General features: G+C 62.7%; 14 protein-coding genes. 10 read left to right on the top strand and 4 right to left on the bottom strand.

The window, feature by feature from the left end; all coding sequences use genetic code 11:
- Positions 1–75 precede the first annotated feature (75 nt).
- From JQK88_RS05125 to JQK88_RS05115, 3 genes are all read right to left on the bottom strand, one after another.
- The gene (locus tag JQK88_RS05125) at positions 76–1854 is read right to left on the bottom strand and encodes a TRAP transporter large permease (protein WP_203277662.1); all 1779 of its coding nucleotides are present in this window, start codon (positions 1852–1854) and stop codon (positions 76–78) included.
- Entirely contained in the window at positions 1851–2456 is a 606-nt protein-coding gene (locus JQK88_RS05120) for a TRAP transporter small permease subunit (protein ID WP_203277661.1), read from the bottom strand. The genes JQK88_RS05125 and JQK88_RS05120 overlap by 4 nt, the downstream gene beginning before the upstream one ends.
- Positions 2457–2654: 198 nt before the next feature.
- Positions 2655–3560, bottom strand: a complete 906-nt coding sequence (locus JQK88_RS05115) for a branched-chain amino acid ABC transporter permease (protein ID WP_203277660.1) — start codon at positions 3558–3560, stop codon at positions 2655–2657.
- 152 nt (positions 3561–3712) lie between these two features.
- Between JQK88_RS05115 and JQK88_RS05110 the strand changes: the two genes are divergently transcribed.
- From JQK88_RS05110 to JQK88_RS05085, 6 genes are all read left to right on the top strand, one after another.
- Complete coding sequence (locus JQK88_RS05110) at positions 3713–4324, top strand: CGNR zinc finger domain-containing protein (RefSeq protein WP_203277659.1); 612 nt, start codon at positions 3713–3715, stop codon at positions 4322–4324.
- A complete protein-coding gene (locus JQK88_RS05105) occupies positions 4317–4847 on the top strand; it encodes a hypothetical protein (RefSeq protein WP_376740371.1) in 531 nt (176 codons plus the stop codon). The genes JQK88_RS05110 and JQK88_RS05105 overlap by 8 nt, the downstream gene beginning before the upstream one ends.
- A 221-nt stretch (positions 4848–5068) precedes the next feature.
- A complete protein-coding gene (locus JQK88_RS05100) occupies positions 5069–8539 on the top strand; it encodes an indolepyruvate ferredoxin oxidoreductase family protein (protein WP_203277658.1) in 3471 nt (1156 codons plus the stop codon).
- Between the two features lie 134 nt (positions 8540–8673).
- Positions 8674–10989, top strand: coding sequence for a putative bifunctional diguanylate cyclase/phosphodiesterase (locus JQK88_RS05095; RefSeq protein WP_192255084.1), 2316 nt, complete (start codon positions 8674–8676; stop codon positions 10987–10989).
- Between the two features lie 393 nt (positions 10990–11382).
- Positions 11383–12147, top strand: coding sequence for an N-acyl amino acid synthase FeeM domain-containing protein (locus JQK88_RS05090; protein ID WP_192255086.1), 765 nt, complete (start codon positions 11383–11385; stop codon positions 12145–12147).
- Positions 12148–12287: 140 nt separating this feature from the next.
- Complete coding sequence (locus JQK88_RS05085) at positions 12288–12437, top strand: DUF3096 domain-containing protein (protein WP_112563742.1); 150 nt, start codon at positions 12288–12290, stop codon at positions 12435–12437.
- Positions 12438–12445: 8 nt separating this feature from the next.
- Here JQK88_RS05085 and JQK88_RS05080 read toward each other — a convergent pair whose 3' ends face one another.
- The gene (locus tag JQK88_RS05080; RefSeq protein WP_203277657.1) at positions 12446–13261 is read right to left on the bottom strand and encodes an alpha/beta fold hydrolase; all 816 of its coding nucleotides are present in this window, start codon (positions 13259–13261) and stop codon (positions 12446–12448) included.
- A gap of 260 nt (positions 13262–13521) precedes the next feature.
- Here JQK88_RS05080 and JQK88_RS05075 point away from each other — a divergent pair, with 260 nt between their 5' ends.
- From JQK88_RS05075 to JQK88_RS05060, 4 genes are all read left to right on the top strand, one after another.
- The gene (locus JQK88_RS05075) at positions 13522–13746 is read left to right on the top strand and encodes an aa3-type cytochrome c oxidase subunit IV (RefSeq protein WP_192255090.1); all 225 of its coding nucleotides are present in this window, start codon (positions 13522–13524) and stop codon (positions 13744–13746) included.
- A gap of 81 nt (positions 13747–13827) precedes the next feature.
- The gene (locus JQK88_RS05070; protein ID WP_203277656.1) at positions 13828–15075 is read left to right on the top strand and encodes a Re/Si-specific NAD(P)(+) transhydrogenase subunit alpha; all 1248 of its coding nucleotides are present in this window, start codon (positions 13828–13830) and stop codon (positions 15073–15075) included.
- Positions 15075–15500, top strand: a complete 426-nt coding sequence (locus tag JQK88_RS05065; protein ID WP_210328238.1) for a proton-translocating transhydrogenase family protein — start codon at positions 15075–15077, stop codon at positions 15498–15500. Before JQK88_RS05070 ends, JQK88_RS05065 begins: the two co-directional genes overlap by 1 nt.
- Before the next feature lie 6 nt (positions 15501–15506).
- Positions 15507–16904: an NAD(P)(+) transhydrogenase (Re/Si-specific) subunit beta gene (locus JQK88_RS05060; RefSeq protein ID WP_192255096.1), complete on the top strand. Its 1398-nt coding sequence runs from the start codon at positions 15507–15509 to the stop codon at positions 16902–16904.
- Positions 16905–16933 lie beyond the last annotated feature (29 nt).

Below are 16933 nucleotides of genomic sequence, written 5' to 3'. Positions count from 1 at the left end.
TCCGTCCGGAATTGCGTCAAAACAAAGAGATAGAGCGTTTCGCCGTTTCCGCTAAACGGCGAAACGCTCTGGCCATCAGTTGAAGTTCGGCGGCTGCGACAGGTCGGTCGCCGGCGCCGCCGGCTTGGCGGGTGGCGTCTCGCCGAAGTTCGGTGGCTGCGACAAATCGTTCGACGATGGCGCCGCGGGTGATGCGCCGCCATCGGCTGGCGGTGGTGGGCCGAGAGGCGCAAGGCCTGGCATGTCCGGCAACTTGATCTCGATCGTACCCGGATCGACGGCCGCACCCTTGTAGCGCATGACCATTTGCGGGAAGGCGATGGTCAGCCCGATCATGATCACCTGGATACAGACGAAGGGCACCGCGCCCCAATAGATCTGGCCGGTGGTCACCGGCGCGATCTGCTTGCCGGTGAGGCGGTCGAGATAGGGCACGCGGGCGGCGACAGAGCGCAGGTAGAACAATGCAAAGCCGAAAGGCGGGTGCATGAAGGAGGTCTGCATGTTGACGCCGAGCAGCACGCCGAACCAGATCAGGTCGATGCCGAGCTTGTCGGCAGCCGGCGCCAGCAGCGGCACGATGATGAAGGCGAGCTCGAAGAAATCGAGGAAGAAGGCGAGCACGAAGACCAGGATGTTGACGCCGATCAGGAAGCCGACCTCGCCGCCCGGCAGCGACGTCAACAAATGCTCGACCCAGACGTGGCCGTTGACGCCATAGAAGGTCAGCGAGAACACCCGCGCGCCGATCAGGATGAACAGCACGAAGGACGACAGCCTCGTCGTCGAGGCGAGCGCCTGCTTGATGACATCCAGCGACAGCCGCCCCTTCATCGCGGCCATGGCAAGGGCGCCGACCGCGCCCATGGCGCCGCCCTCCGTCGGCGTGGCGATGCCGAGGAAGATGGTGCCCAGCACCAGGAAGATCAGGGCCAGCGGCGGGATCAAAACGATGATCACCTGCTGCGCCAGCCTGGACATCATGTTGATGTTCAAGCCCTTGTCGGCGATAGCCACAATGTAGATCAGGATCACGCCAACGCTCGCGCCCAGAATGTCGGCATTGTCGCCATGTGCCGGCGCGAGATAGCGGTAGGCAGCGTAGGAGACCGCTGTTGTCACCAGCAGCGCCGCCAACAGCGACAGCACGCCGTGGCCGAGAGTGCGGGCCGCCAGCGGCAGTGCCGGCATGGAGTTCGGCCGGACGATCGACATGATCAGGATGTAGAGCGTGTAAAGGCCGGTCAGGACCAAGCCCGGGATCAGCGCGCCGGCATACATGTCGCCGACCGAGCGGCCGAGCTGGTCGGCGAGCACGATCAGCACCAGCGACGGCGGGATGATCTGCGCCAGCGTGCCGGATGCCGCAATCACGCCCGATGCCAGCCGTCGGTCATAGCCATAGCGCAGCATGATCGGCAGCGAGATCAGTCCCATGGCGATGACCGACGCCGCCACCACGCCGGTGGTGGCAGCCAGCAGCGCGCCAACGAAGATCACCGCATAGGCAAGCCCGCCACGGATCGGCCCGAACAGCTGGCCGATCGTGTCGAGCAGGTCTTCCGCCATGCCGGATCGTTCGAGCACGATGCCCATGAAGGTGAAGAACGGAATGGCCAGCAGCGTGTCGTTCGACATCACCCTGCTGCCGTAGAAATTGTCCGGCAAGGCGTGCAGCAGCGGCCAGGCGAGGTTGATCGAGCCGCCCGAATAGGGGGACAGCAGGACGCCGATGAAGAAGAACATCAGGCCGTTTGCGGCGAGCGAGAAAGCGACGGGGTAGCCGATCAGCAGGAAGATGACCAGCGAGGCGAACATGATCGGCGCCATGTTCTGGGCGATGAACTCGATCATGGGCGCGCCTCCTGGGCGAGCGCCTTGGCTTCTTCGGCAAGGGCTTTCGCCTCGAGCTCGGCCTGTTCGTGCGCCGATATGAACGGATTGGGATCGTCCATGTCGCCGCGCATGATGGCGATCTTCTTGATGATCTCGGAGATGCCCTGCAGCGCCAGCAGGAAGAAGCCGACGAGCAGGATCGCCTTTGCCGGCCAGATGATCAGGCCGCCGGAATTGTTTGACATCTCGCCGCTGCGAAACGACAGCGACACATAGGGCACGAAATAGATCACCATCAACGTCACGAACGGCATCAGGAAGAACAGATGGCCGAGCAGGTCGATCCAGTGCTGCACGCGGCGCGAGAACATGCCGTAGACGATGTCGATGCGGATGTGGTCGTTCTGCTTCAGCGTATAGGCGGCGGCCAGCATGAAGGCGGCGCCGAACAGGTACCACTGCAGTTCCAGCCAGGCATTGGACGAGATGTCGAACATCTTGCGGATGACGGCATTGGCGGCGCTGACCAGGATTGCCAGCAGTATCAGCCACGATATCCATCTGCCGATGAACTCGTTCATACGGTCAATCGTTCTGGATAGAGCGAGCAGCCCTGCCATGCATTCCTCCCTTGTGTCGAAGGCGCGCCGGCTCCCCTTATTTTCCGCCGCGCCGCTGTGGCCCAACGGTATGCCGTGCGTGGTCCGGCGGGTCAACATGGCAGGGGCGCGATCAACGCCGTTGTGACTTGAGGCAGGGGATAAAGTGCCGGCCGGCTGCTGCGTCATGCAACCAAAGTCTGATGCCGGATGCGGCGATCAGGCGATCTTCTGCTGGTCGCGGCCGGGACCGATCAGCACGAGTGCTGCGACCAGGAACAGATACATCCAGCCATCGCGCCATTCGATCGGGAAATAGCCGGCCCATAACGACTCCGCCATGCCGAAGGCGGCCGCACCGAGCGCAGCCCGCGGCGGCGAGAGATAGCCGCCCACTGCCGTGACAAACAGGATTTTCAGCCCGTAGACGAGGCCGGAGCCGAAGCTGACATTGCCGTAGTAGAGCCCGGCCATGACGCCGGCCAGCGCGGCGCAGAAACCGCTGAACAGCACCGCATGCCGGAACACCCTGCGCACATCGACGCCGCACAAGGCGGCCGCGTGGGGGTCGTCGGAGACCGCGCGCCAGCGGCGGCCGAAGCCGGAGCGGGCGAACGCCCAGGCGGCGAGCATGATTGCCGACAGTACTATCGCGCAGTCGATGAGCTGGATGAGAGTCAGCGTCGCCTGGAAGCCGGCGCCTTGCGCGAAAACAACGGGCTGCGCCAGCATCGGCGGCAGCCACCAGTCATGCGTGTCGGCGGCAATGCGGCTGGCTTCCGACAGCACCAGCAGAATGCCGAGCGTCGTCACCACAATCGCGTTGGGCGTACGGTCGGCCAGCGGTTCGAAGACGCTGCGCGACAGCACGTGGCTGATCAGTGCGGCGTAGAGGAAAGCCGTGACGACGCCGAGCACCACCGCCGCCAGCAAGGTCAGCCACAATACCTGATAACCGAAGGCCACGGTCAGGATCATCGTCTGGCCGCAAAAGGCGAACAGCGCACCATAGGCGAGATTGGTCCGATGCAGGATGCCGTTGGTCAGCACGTAGCCAAAGGCGAGCAGCGCATAGAGCGCGCCTGAATGCAGCCCGTTCAGCATCTGCTGGAAGAAATAGAGCATAGACAGACCTCAGAGCATGTCGCCCAAAAGTGCAGAGCGGTTTTGGGGCGACGACATGCTCAAACAAAAAGGCAGCGGAGGCTGCGCCCGGGCCAAGGTTTGCATCGTGGAATCTAACTTGTCAAACGCGATTTATCGGTTAGATTTCTGATATGACGGTATCCTGGACCCCGCATCGCTTCACTGGCGGCATGCTTGCGCTCGACACGGCCAACACCGTGGTGCTGCGCAACGATCCCGAAAAGACCTTCGACCGGTTTGCCGATCCGGCCGAGATCGCGCGCTTTGCCGAGGCCGCCACCGGCTTTCGCGGCGCCGAGCTTGGCGGCAGGCGGCTGGAGGCTGCCTCGCCGGACAGGATCGCGCCCGTGGTTCTGTCGATCCGCGAGACGACCGACCGCCTGTTTCGCGGCGCGGTGTCGAAAGGTGCGCTTGCCGCCGACGATCTGGCTGTCTTTCTCAAGGCTTGCGCCGGCGGTCTTGAGCACAGCCCAGCTGAAATCGGCGCGCCGGGAAGGCCGTTCGGCGATCCGGCGACACCGATCGCTTTTGAGGCGGCGCTGGCGGTTTCAGCCTTGTCGCTGCTGCGCGACGATACGGTTGCCAGGCTCAGGGTCTGTCCCAATTGCAGTTGGCTGTTCGTCGACAGAAGCCGCAATTCCAGCCGCCTCTGGTGCGACATGGCGGTATGCGGCAACCGCCAGAAAGCAAGCCGTCACTATCGCCGCCGCCGCACGGCGCCTCATGAGGTCAAGAATGCCTAGGGGGTTTTTTCGTTCGATCCTTGTCGGCGCAGCACTCATTGCCGCCGTCGCGCTCGGCGCCTGCCGCGACACCGGCGGCGATGGCAAGCTGTTCGAGGTTTCCGGCAAGGTCGTCGTCTTCAACTACCGTCTCGCCCGGGCGACCTATGTCGTGACGCTGCGGCCCCTGCAGCCGATGGGCGAGGGCCAGGTGGCGGTCGCCAGCTTCCAGAACCCCGCCGGCGGTCCTCCCCTGGTGGTCGAGCAGAAGGTCTGGCCGAAGCTCGACAAGGTCAGCCTGGAGAGCCCGGCGCTGACCTGTATCGTCAAGGACAAGCCTTATGCGATCTCCATCAGCATCAGGGGTCCTGACGGCACATTCCTGCAGAAGATCGACACCACGCTGATCTCGACGGAGGACCAGTCGATCCTGCCCGACCGGCCGCTGGTGGTCGACCAGCTCTATACGGCCAATCCTGACCTTGCCGGCCATCCCGACGGCAAGCTGCCGGGCGAGCCCAAGCCTGATTGCTCGAAGGGCTGACGTGTTTTTGCCCGACGCGACTCAGTAGAAATTTTCGGTCGCCGCACAGCCGCTGAGGATCGGTTTCGTGCGGGAGCAGCATAACGAGCGACCGTTCATTGCCGCTTTGCCTGGCACTTTCGATTTCGTTTGACCTGCCTTGCAAGCGGAGAAAGACTGCGCAATCTCACTCCTACGTTGGCTGCGCCCCCCCGCTGCCGCCTCCGCAGAGGAAATGCCTGATGACGCTGCACGACGTCGCGCTCGACGACAAGTTCGATCTTGGCAAGGAGCGCATCTTCCTATCCGGCGCGCAGGCGGTCATCCGCATGCTGTTGATGCAGCGCGAGCGCGACCGCCGCGCCGGCCTCAACACGGCCGGCTTCGTTTCCGGCTATCGCGGCTCGCCGCTCGGCGGCCTCGACATGCAGCTGTGGCGGGCGAAAAAGCAGCTGGCGCAAGCCGATATCGTCTTCCAGCCCGGCCTCAACGAGGAGCTTGCCGCCACCGCCTGCTGGGGCTCGCAACAAACGGAATTGTTGGGCGAAGGCACGCATGACGGTGTGTTTTCGGTCTGGTACGGCAAGGGCCCGGGCGTCGACCGTTCGGGCGATGTGTTCCGCCACGCCAACCTCGCCGGCTCGTCGAAGCATGGCGGCGTGCTCGCTCTGATGGGCGACGACCATATGGCCGAATCTTCGACCAACGCGCATGCCACTGAATTCCTGTTCGTCGACACCATGGTGCCGATCCTCAACCCGGCCGGTGTCCAGGAGGTCATCGACTACGGTCTCTACGGCTTTGCCATGTCGCGTTTTGCCGGCACATGGGCGGCGATCAAATGCGTCAAGGACAACATCGAATCGACGGCCTCCGTCGATGCCGCGCTTGAACGGCTGAACATCGTAGTGCCGGAGTTCGACATGCCGCCCGGCGGTCTCAACATCCGCCATGAGATCGACATGCTCGGCCAGGAGGAGCGGCTGCATGAGCACAAGCGCGCCGCAGCGTCCGCCTTCATCCACGCCAACGGGCTGAACCGCATCGTCTATTCCGGCGGCCGCAGGCCGAAGCTCGGCATCATCACGCTGGGCAAGAGTTATCTCGATGTCCGACAGGCGCTGGAAGACATCGGCGTCGACGAGGCCGCCGCCAACCGCATCGGCATCCGCCTGTTCAAGGTCGGCTGCCCGTGGCCGCTCGACCTGCAGCATATCTCCGAATTCGCCCGCGGCCTCGACACCATCGTCGTCGTCGAGGAGAAGCGCTCGCTGATCGAGGTGCAGCTGCGCGAAAACCTCTATGGCACCGCCACCCAGCCGGCCATCGTCGGCAAGAAGGACGAGCGCGGCGACTGGCTGTTCCCGGCCAAGGGCGCGCTCGACCCCAACGAGATCGCCATTGCGCTGGGCGAGCGGATTCTGCGCACCATCGGTCCCTCGGAAGAGATCGCCGCGAAGGTGGCGAAGCTGCGCCAGTTCCAGGCGATGCTTGCCGATGCCAGCGATATTGGTTCGCGCACGCCGTTCTTCTGCTCCGGCTGCCCGCACAATTCCTCGACCAAGGTGCCCGACGGCTCGATCGCTGCCGCCGGCATCGGCTGCCATTTCATGGCGCTGTGGATGGATCGCAACACGGTCGGCTTCACCGCCATGGGCGGCGAGGGCGCGCAATGGGTCGGCCAGGCGCCGTTCTCCAAGCGCGACCACATTTTCCAGAATCTCGGCGACGGCACCTACAACCACTCCGGCACGCTGGCGATTCGCTTCGCGCTGTCGACCGACGCCAACATCACCTACAAGATCCTCTACAACGACGCCGTCGCCATGACCGGCGGCCAGCCGCATGAGGGCGGCCTGACGGTGGACATGATCGCAAGGCAAGTGCGTGCCGAAGGCGTCGAGCGCATCGCCATCGTCACCGACGAGCCGGACAAATATGCCGGCAAGGCCGAATTCCCGGCCAGTGCCACCATCCATCACCGCGACGACCTCGATCTCGTCCAGCGCGAGCTGCGCGACGTCAAAGGCGTCTCGGTGCTGCTCTACGACCAGACCTGTGCGGCCGAAAAACGCCGCCGTCGCAAGCGTGGCACCTTCCCGGATCCCGACAAGCGGGTGTTCATCAACGAATTGGTCTGCGAGGGCTGCGGCGATTGCGGCGTGCAGTCGAACTGCGTCTCGATCCAGCCGGTCGAGACCGAGTTCGGCCGCAAGCGCAGAATAGACCAGTCCAGCTGCAACAAGGATTTCTCGTGCGTCAACGGCTTCTGCCCCTCCTTCGTCACCGTGCACGGCGCCAAGATCCGCAAGGCTGAAGGCATTGCCGGGCGGACCGATCCGCTCGATGGCGTGCCGGTCCCGGCTGAATTCCCACTCGGCAGCGAGGGTTGGGCGGCGATCATCGACGGCGTCGGCGGCACCGGTGTCGTCACCATCGGCGCGGTGCTGGGCATGGCTGCCCATCTCGAGGACAAGGGCTGCGGTATGATCGACATGGCCGGCCTCGCCCAGAAGGGCGGTTCGGTGTTCACCCATGTCCGCATCGCCCGCACCCCGGACGATATTCATGCCATCCGCGTTTCGGCAGGTAAGGCCGACCTGGTGCTCGGCTGCGACCTCGTCGTGTCCGGCGCCAAGAAGGTGCTTGGCGCGGTGCGCGAAGGCCATACCATCTTCCTTGCCAATACCGCCGAGATCATGCCCGGCGAATTCGCCCGCTCGGCCGATTTCTCGCTGCCGATCGAGCGGCTGAAGAAGGCGATCCGCGCTGCCGCCGGCGACGACAAGGCGCATTTCTTCGACGCGACGGGAACCGCCACGCAATTGTTCGGCAATTCGCTCGGCGCCAACATGTTCATGCTCGGCTTCGCTTTCCAGCATGGCGGTCTGCCGTTGCCGGCCGAAGCCGTTGAAAAGGCTATCGAATTGAACGGCGAAGCGGTGGCGATGAACATCGCCGCATTCCGATGGGGCCGTCGCGCCGCGCATCAGCCGGAGTTCGTGCGCGGCCTCATCGCGCAGCCCGGCAAGGCCGCGCCGATCGCCGAGACGCTGGACGATGTGATCGCCCGCCGCGTCGCTTTCCTTACCGCCTATCAGAACGCCGCCTATGGCCGGCGCTATGCCGAAAAGCTGGCGGTTTTGCGTGCCGCCGAGGCAAAGGCCGTGCCCGGCTCGACCGCGGTGACCGAAGCGGCGGCAAAAAACCTGTTCAAGCTGATGGCGATCAAGGACGAATATGAGGTGGCGCGGCTCTACACCGACGGCTCCTTCGCCACGGAACTGTCAAAACAGTTCCAGAGCTACGAAAAACTCGAATTTCATCTGGCGCCACCCCTCATGGGCAGGCGCGGCAATGACGGCAAACCGAAGAAATCGAACTTCGGCCCGTGGATGATGAAGGGTTTTCGCCTGCTGGCGACGCTGAAAGGCCTGCGCGGCACGGCTTTCGATGTGTTCGGCTACAGCGCCGAGCGACGCTTGGAGCGACAGCTTCTGGCCCGCTATGAGGCCGATCTCGAGCTTGTCGCGGCAGCACTTGCCCCAGGCAGGATCGAGGTCGCCGTGGCGCTGGCCTCGGTGCCAGCGCTCATTCGCGGCTACGGCCATGTCCGGCAGGCCAGCGCCGAAAAGGCCGACGGCGAGCGCAAAAGGCTTGTCGAGCGGCTGGCCAACACGCCGGCGCGGCCTGAACTTCAGGCGGCGGAGTGACGCCTTGTTTACCTGAAGCTTGATTTCCCAATCTGTACTGCATTTGCCCGCCCTCGGCAAACAGGCCAAAGCCCCGTTCTAAGCCTTTCTTAAGGCGGGTGTGGCATGACAAGGCTTAGCGTTGGGCCAACGGTATGGACAGAGCAAAGACCGAAGACATCCCGGCGGATGTTTATATCCAGTTTGTGCGGGCGTTGTCCGACAACGCCTACATGCTGGTGGTCGGCGGCGTATGCTACTGGATCCTCGGATTGATGATCTACCTGCGGACGCACGATCCGCTGTATCTTGGCTTCGCCTTCCTTCTGTTGTCGATCAGCCTTTGGCGTTACTTCAGCATCCGCAGCTTCAACAGGGCAGGCAGCCCTATACCCACTGTCGAAAAGGCAGAGGCGTGGGAACGCGGTTACATTCTCAAAGGCAGTGCGCAGGGCCTCGCGTTGGGGTCGTTGTGTTTCGTGTCGATCTACCTGCGTCCCGATGACTTCGCCGAACTGGCGGCTGTGTCGTTGGCATTGACCACCCTGCTCACGGTTGTCGGCCGAAGCTACGGATCCAGGCGCATGGTGCAGATTTTTTCCGTGACCCTCATTGGGCCAGCAGCACTTGCGCTCTTCCTGCGCATGGACGTCCCCGACTTCGTCCTCGGGCTGATGATCATTCCGACGACAATCGTCACCATCAGCAGCGCCGACCATGTCCGCAACGTTCTGTTCTCGGCGGTCATCGGTCACAGGCAGGCGAAGGAGTTGGCGCAAAGGTTCGATCGGGCGCTAAATACGATGTCGCATGGCCTTGTCATGCTCGACTCGAACGGGAAGGTGGTCGTCGCCAACGCCGAGGCAGCACATTTGATGTCGCTGCGCTCACCGGACCAGCTGCTCGGCCGGTCGATCCATTCCCTGCTGCTGCGCGGCGTTGCCGGCGGCATGCTGGCCCCGAAGGACTGCCGCTACATCGAGGCGCAACTGACGCGCGCCCTGCGCGAAGGCCGCGACCGCAAGGTACTGGTCTCGCTCGCCAACGGCCAGCATTACGAATTCTCCGCCCGTGAAGGCAGCCAGGAACTGGGCGTCATCACCTTCGAGGACGTGACGGCCCGCGTCGAGGCGGAGGAAAAGATCCGCTTCATGGCGCGCTACGACAGCCTTACCGGCCTGCCAAACCGCGCCTATTTCCATGAGCTGGTCGGCGAAGCCATGGCGTCGGGCAGCCGCGACCGCCTCTGCGCGCTGGCGGTGATTGATCTCGACGATTTCAAGAGTGTCAACGACACGCTCGGCCATCCGGTTGGCGATGGGCTGATCTACGCCGTTGCCGAACGCCTGGCGGCCGTCGCCGGGCAAGGTGTCAATGTCAGCCGCTTCGGTGGCGACGAGTTCATGATCTTCTTCGACTGTGTCGAGGACGAGAGCCATCTCAATACCCTCCTCGACCATATATTCGCGGACCTGCAGGGTGAGGTGGACGTCGCCGGCCACGGCTTGCGCATCCAGGCCAGCGGCGGTGCGGTGCTGTCCAAGGTCAAGGACACCGACGTTGATGCCATGATCGTCAAGGCCGACCTTGCCCTCTACAAGGCCAAGGAGCTCGGCAAGAACAGCTGGAGGCTGTTCGAGGCGGCCATGGACGCCGCCTTCCGCAATCGCCAGCTGATGAAGGCCGATCTGCGCAACGCCGTGCAGGCCAGGGAATTACGCGTCGTCTATCAGCCGATCGTGGCTGTAAACACCATGCGCATCGCCAGCTGCGAGGCGCTCTGCCGTTGGGACCACCCCGATCTCGGCCCGATCTCACCCAGTGTCTTCATCCCCCTGGCCGAGGAGATGGGTATCGTTTCCGACATAAGCACTTTCGTGCTGGAAGCCGCGTGCGCCGAATGCGCCAAATGGCCGGCCCAGACCAGCGTGTCGGTCAACCTTTCGGCCAAGGATTTCCGCAATCGCGATATCGTCGAGAAGGTCAGGGATGCCTTGGCCAAGTCGGGCCTTGCGGCGCGCCGGCTCGAAATCGAGGTCACCGAGACCGCCCTGCTCGACGACAAGTCGCTGACACGCGAGACGATCGAGGAATTGAAGGCTCTCGGCGCGCGCATCGCGCTTGACGATTTCGGGACCGGCTACTCCAGTCTGAGCTATCTGCACAAGCTGCCGCTCGACAAGATCAAGATCGACCGCTCTTTCCTGGTCGATGTGAACCAGAATCGGCAGTCGCTCGACCTTCTGAAGGGCATCGTCGGCCTGTCCCGGACATTGGGCCTTTCGGTCACCATCGAAGGGGTCGAGACCTTCGAGCAGCTGAAGACGCTGGTCCATTTGGTCAAGCCGGACTTCTTGCAGGGCTTCCTGTTCGGCGCCGCGCTCAGCGCATCGGGCATCGAGACGATGTCGACCGTCACATGGCCGTTTGCCGCTGACCTGCATATCGCCGGCAAACGGACAGCCAGCTAAAAGCAATTCCAGGAAAAATGTGAAGCGGTTTTCCGTCCGGAATCGCGTCTGAGCAAAGCAATTCCAGGAAAAGTGTGAGCGGTTCTCCACCTGAAATTGCATTTAAAAACACAGAGCAATTGTTCACTTGATAAAATGATGACCGCTCAGGCGTCGTCCAAACCCGCTACGTCTTGGCGCTTTCAAGATCTGACTTCAGAATAATTTCGATAACCGCCGCCAGACCGGATCAGGCAACCACCGGCTGCGCCATTTGCTTTTTCGTGTCCAAGATCGGTGAACGACCCCGGTCGTTAAGGTTAACAAGCAGTAAATAAGCAATGTTGAATTTTCAGCTTGTGTCTCATTTCAACTCGAATAGCCTAACTTCCAGGCGGAATTCGAGGACTGGCAATGGATACTGCGAAGAAGAGTGCGTCGGTTGAGGCCAGCGCGAGGATCGACTCGGCGCTCAACCGATCCATGATGCAATTGCTGGATCATGTCGAATATCGTCTCATTACCGGGGGCGAAGATCTGGAGGCGATCTACCGACTCCGCTATAAGTCCTATCTGCGCTCAGGTATGTGCGGCCCGATCACCAGCGGCATGTTCGAGGATCGATGGGACAATCTGCCCAATTCCTATCGGTTCGGTGTCTACTGCTACGGCGAATTGGTCAGTACAGTGCGCCTCCACTATATTTCCAGTGACCAGCCATCCTCGCCTTCGGTCGACGCTTATCCCGAAATATTGCTTCCCCGGCTTGCCCGCGGGGAAACCTTCATCGACGGAACCCGCTTCGCGACAGATCCCGACAGCGCGCCGGCGCCCGGAGTGCTGCCTTTCCTGACGCTCAGGATTTGCATGGCGGCCTACTGTTATTTTCGCCAGACCGCGATGTTTATCCCGATTAAGTTGGAGCATTCCGCATTTTATGCCCGCTTCTTCAGCGCCACGCAGAGGACTGCGGGCAAGGTGTTTCCGGGCGTTCTCCCTCCGCTCGCATTGTTCGAAATTCCCGGCAATCAAGAGAATGTTCAACGGATACTCGACCGGTTGCCGTTCTTCAGATCGACAGCGACGGAGCAAAGGCTGATGTTTGGCAATCCGGCTATCAACCGGCTGACACCTTTGTCCATTCTGCCAACAGCGAAATATTACCGCGACGCCGCCTGAACGGATTTCATTCTCGCGCGATGAACCTTTCCGGTGGCTTCGTCGTTATTGCTTGTGGCGGCGGCGGCGCGTCCCTGGTGCTGCCGTAGCCCTGCCTTAAAGGCGGTTCCTCCGAATTGTTCACGGGAAAGCATACCGACATGACAATCTCCACGCTTACGCTCACCCCGCTGATCTCGCTGATCGCCGGCGTGCTGATCCTGGTGATGCCGCGGCTCCTCAACTACATCGTCGCCCTTTATCTGATCGTCGTCGGACTGCTCGGCCTGTTCCCGCATCTGGCCGGCTGAGAGGAACGTCAGCCGGCGAAAAAGCGAAGCGCCGCAGCCACTATCGTTTCCGGGGCGTCTTCCTGCATGAGATGGCCAGAGTCAGGAACAAGTGTGAGGGCGCAATCCGGCAGCAGGGCGGCGAGCGTCTTGCCACTGTCCGGCGATATCCAGTGGTCCTCCTGTCCCCACAGAAGCGACACCGGGCAGCGAAATCCTCGGTAGCGCTGTTCGACCTCGTCGGTGAAGCATTGGTCCATCTGGGCGATCTGGCGATAGAAGGCCGGCTGGCCGACAGGTCCCATCCAAGGCGCGATGTAGGGCTCAAGCTCGCTATCCGATAGTGGCCTGTAGGCTGCACCCGAAATATAGGCCTTCAAGATCGCCGCCTGGATGTAATCCGGCGTCCCCGCAAAAGCGGCCTCATGTTGCCGGACATGCTGGACAAAGGGCGAGCCCCAAGGACGCACGGCAACCGGGTCGACCAGCAGCAGCCGCTCATAGTCGCAACCGTCGATCAGGTGCGCGCGCAAGGCCGTGGCGCCGCCGAAATCATGAGCAATGACGTTCGGCCGCTCGAGCCTCCAAAAGGTTAGCATTGCCGCCAGCGCCTTGTTCTGAATGCCCAGGGAGACATCTTGGCCCGACCGTTGCTCTGAGCGCCCGTAGCCCGGAAGATCGTAGAAATAGAGCGTGTGGTCACGGGCCAGTTCGGGAGCGACCCGGTGCCAGACATGCGAGGAAAACGGCGTTCCGTGGACCAGCACGACGGGTGGACCCGAGCCGGTCGTGCCCCATGCGATGCCGGTGCCATTCCAGTCAAATATTCGTGTCGGCGAAATCATGACGCGTCACCGTTCGGCGGGGTATTCCAGCAATAATAGGCGCGCATCCTGTCGCCAGGAACGCGAAATCCATCGGTCCAACTTCGACGCCATTGCGAGATCGCCTGAGACCGCGGGAAACGCAGCTTTCAGCGCAGCCGTGCCCGCCGATTTAAACATTCCTTTGAGGCTGTTGTCGCTGGTCGTGCGGCAATAGCGCCATTGCTCTTGGCCCGGCTTTTCGCTATGTGCCTCAAAGATGTCTTCGAAGGGGTATTCCTATGGCTGATCACACGCCGACCGGTCCTGTCGAACTGGGCGCGAAGATGGATTATGCGGAGCACGACCGCACCTATCACGGCTTTCTGGCGCTGGCCAAATACGGTTCGCTATTTTGCGGCGCCCTGCTCCTGGCCATGGCTTTCGGCTTCTTCGCGGGCGGCTTCTTCTCGGCGGTCATCTTGTTCGCGCTGATCCTGGCCATCGGCGCCTTCATTCTCCGATAGACTTTCAGACCCTTTGCCGGAAGGCTGCCGGACTCCGGCCGCCATGTTGCGCAAACAGGTTCCAGCCGAAAGGATCATGCGGTGGGGCAGACGGTTTTCATCCCTCGTGAACTCGACGCCAACGAGCCGCGTGTTGCTGCTTCGCCCGATACGGTGAAGCGACTTGCGGCGTTGGGGTTGGACGTGATCGTCGAGACCGGCGCCGGCACCAGGTCGCGCATTCCCGACGAGGAATTTGCCAAGGCAGGTGCCGCGATCGGCAAGGCTGCGGATGCCGGCAAAGCCGATGTGGTGCTGAAGGTGCGCCGGCCGACGGATGCCGAGCTGAAGGGCTACAAATCGGGTGCGGCGGTCATCGCCATCATGGATCCCTACGGCAATGATGCCGCTGTAGCGGCGCTGGCCAAGGCCGGCGTCACCGCCTTCTCGATGGAATTCATGCCGCGCATCACCCGCGCCCAGTCGATGGACGTGTTGTCGAGCCAAGCCAACCTTGCCGGCTACCAGGCGGTGATCGACGGCGCATCGGAATATGACCGGGCGCTGCCGATGATGATGACGGCGGCGGGCACTGTGCCGGCGGCGAAGATCTTCATCATGGGCGTCGGCGTCGCCGGCCTGCAGGCGATCGCCACCGCGCGCCGCCTCGGCGCCGTCGTCACCGCCACCGACGTTCGACCAGCCGCCAAGGAACAGGTGGCATCGCTCGGCGCAAAGTTCCTCGCCGTCGAGGACGAGGAGTTCAAGGCGGCCGAGACCGCCGGCGGCTACGCCAAGGAAATGTCGAAGGAATATCAGGCCAAGCAGGCGGCGCTCACCGCCGAGCACATCGCCAAGCAGGACATCGTCATCACCACGGCGCTGATCCCCGGCCGTCCGGCGCCGAAACTGGTATCGGCAGCGATGGTCGTCTCGATGAAGCCGGGCTCGGTGATCGTCGACCTCGCCGTCGAGCGGGGCGGCAATGTTGAAGGCGCGATCCCAGGTCAAGTGGTGACCACTGCCAACAATGTGAAGATCATCGGACACCTCAATGTGCCCGGCCGCGTCGCTGCATCGGCCTCGCTGCTTTACGCCAAGAACCTGTTCGCCTTCCTCGAAACACTGGTCGACAAGACAACGAAGACACTCGCCATCAACCGCGACGATGACCTGGTCAAGGCGACGATGCTGACCGACGGCGGCAAAGTCGTGCATCCGGCCTTCGCCAAGGTGGCGGAAAAGCCGCATGTCGAGCCAGCGGCCATTCCGGCGACAACCATGGTTGCCGACGCCGCGCCAAAGAAGGCCGCGCCGAAAAAAGCCGCCAAGCCGAAGGGGATCGCGTGATGGATCAGACCTTGCAGAAAGCCCTCGACCAGCTTGATCAGGCAAGTGCCGCCGTCCGGCTCGCGGTGCAGAATCTGGCCAATGCCCCCGGCGGTGCCGAAGCGGCGGGTGATGCCGCGCACGCCCTGTCGGGTGGCGCCATCGATCCCTTCGTCTTCCGCTTCGCCATCTTCGTGCTGGCGATCTTCGTCGGCTATTACGTTGTCTGGTCGGTGACCCCGGCACTGCACACGCCGCTGATGGCCGTCACCAACGCCATCTCCTCGGTCATCGTCGTCGGCTCGCTGCTGGCCGTCGGCATCTCGGCCTCGGGCATTGCCACCGGCTTCGGCTTCGTCGCGCTGATGCTGGTCTCGGTCAACATCTTCGGCGGCTTCCTGGTCACCCAGCGCATGCTGGCGATGTACAAGAAGAAGGACAAGTAGAGCGCCATGAACGCCAACTTCGCGTCCTTCCTCTATCTGGTCTCCGGCGTCCTGTTCATCATGGCGCTGCGCGGCCTGTCGCATCCGACCACCAGCCGCCAGGGCAATCTGTACGGCATGATCGGCATGGGCATCGCCATTGCCACCACGCTGGCTCTGGCCGTGCCTTCGGCCAGCGGCTTCGGCCTGATCGTGCTTGGTCTGGCCATCGGCGGCGGCGTTGGCGCCATCACCGCGCGCCGCATCGCCATGACCTCGATGCCGCAGCTGGTCGCCGCTTTCCACTCGCTGGTCGGCCTCGCCGCCGTCATGGTGGCCGCTGCCGCCATCTACGCACCGGAAAGCTTTGGCATCGGCACCAATGGCGACATCCACGCCCAGGCCCTGATCGAGATGAGCCTTGGCGTTGCCATCGGCGCCATCACCTTCACCGGTTCGGTCATTGCCTTCCTCAAGCTCGACGGCCGCATGTCGGGCAAGCCGATCATGATCGGCGGCCGTCACATCATCAACGCCGTCCTCGGCGTCGCGCTGATCGTGCTGATCGTGCTTCTGGTCGCCACCGAGGCCAAGCTGGTGTTCTGGCTGATCGTCGCCGCGTCGCTGTTGCTCGGCGTGCTGCTCATCATCCCGATCGGCGGCGCCGACATGCCGGTCGTCGTCTCGATGCTGAATTCCTATTCCGGCTGGGCAGCCGCCGCGCTTGGTTTCACCCTCGGCAATCTGGCGCTGATCATCACCGGCGCGCTGGTCGGCTCGTCCGGCGCGATTCTGTCCTACATCATGTGCAAAGGCATGAATCGGAGCTTCATCTCGGTCATCCTCGGCGGCTTCGGCGGCGAGACCGCGGCAGCGACCGATGACGGCATCGAGCGCACGGTCAAGCAGGGCTCGGCCGATGACGCCGCCTATTTGATGATGAACGCGCAGAAGGTCATCATCGTGCCGGGCTACGGCATGGCGGTCGCCCAGGCGCAGCATGCGCTGCGCGAAATGGCCGACAAGCTGAAGGCCAATGGCGTCGACGTGAGATACGCCATCCACCCGGTCGCCGGCCGTATGCCCGGCCACATGAACGTGCTGCTTGCCGAAGCCAACGTGCCCTATGACGAGGTGTTCGAGCTCGAGGACATCAATTCCGAGTTCGCGCAGGCCGATGTCGCCTATGTCATCGGCGCCAACGACGTCACCAATCCGTCGGCCCGTGACGACAAGAGCAGCCCTATCTACGGCATGCCGATCCTCGACGTCGACAAGGCGCGAACCTGCCTGTTCGTCAAGCGCTCGCTCGGCTCCGGCTATGCCGGCATCGACAACACGCTGTTCTACAAGGACGGCACCATGATGCTGCTCGGCGACGCCAAGAAGATGACCGAGGAAATCGTCAAGGCGATGGATCACTGATCCAGCCGGATTCAGAGGAACAAAAAAGC

This window comes from Mesorhizobium caraganae (genome assembly GCF_016836705.1).
Taxonomy (GTDB): domain Bacteria; phylum Pseudomonadota; class Alphaproteobacteria; order Rhizobiales; family Rhizobiaceae; genus Mesorhizobium; species Mesorhizobium caraganae.
This window is presented reverse-complemented; position numbering and strand designations above follow the sequence as displayed.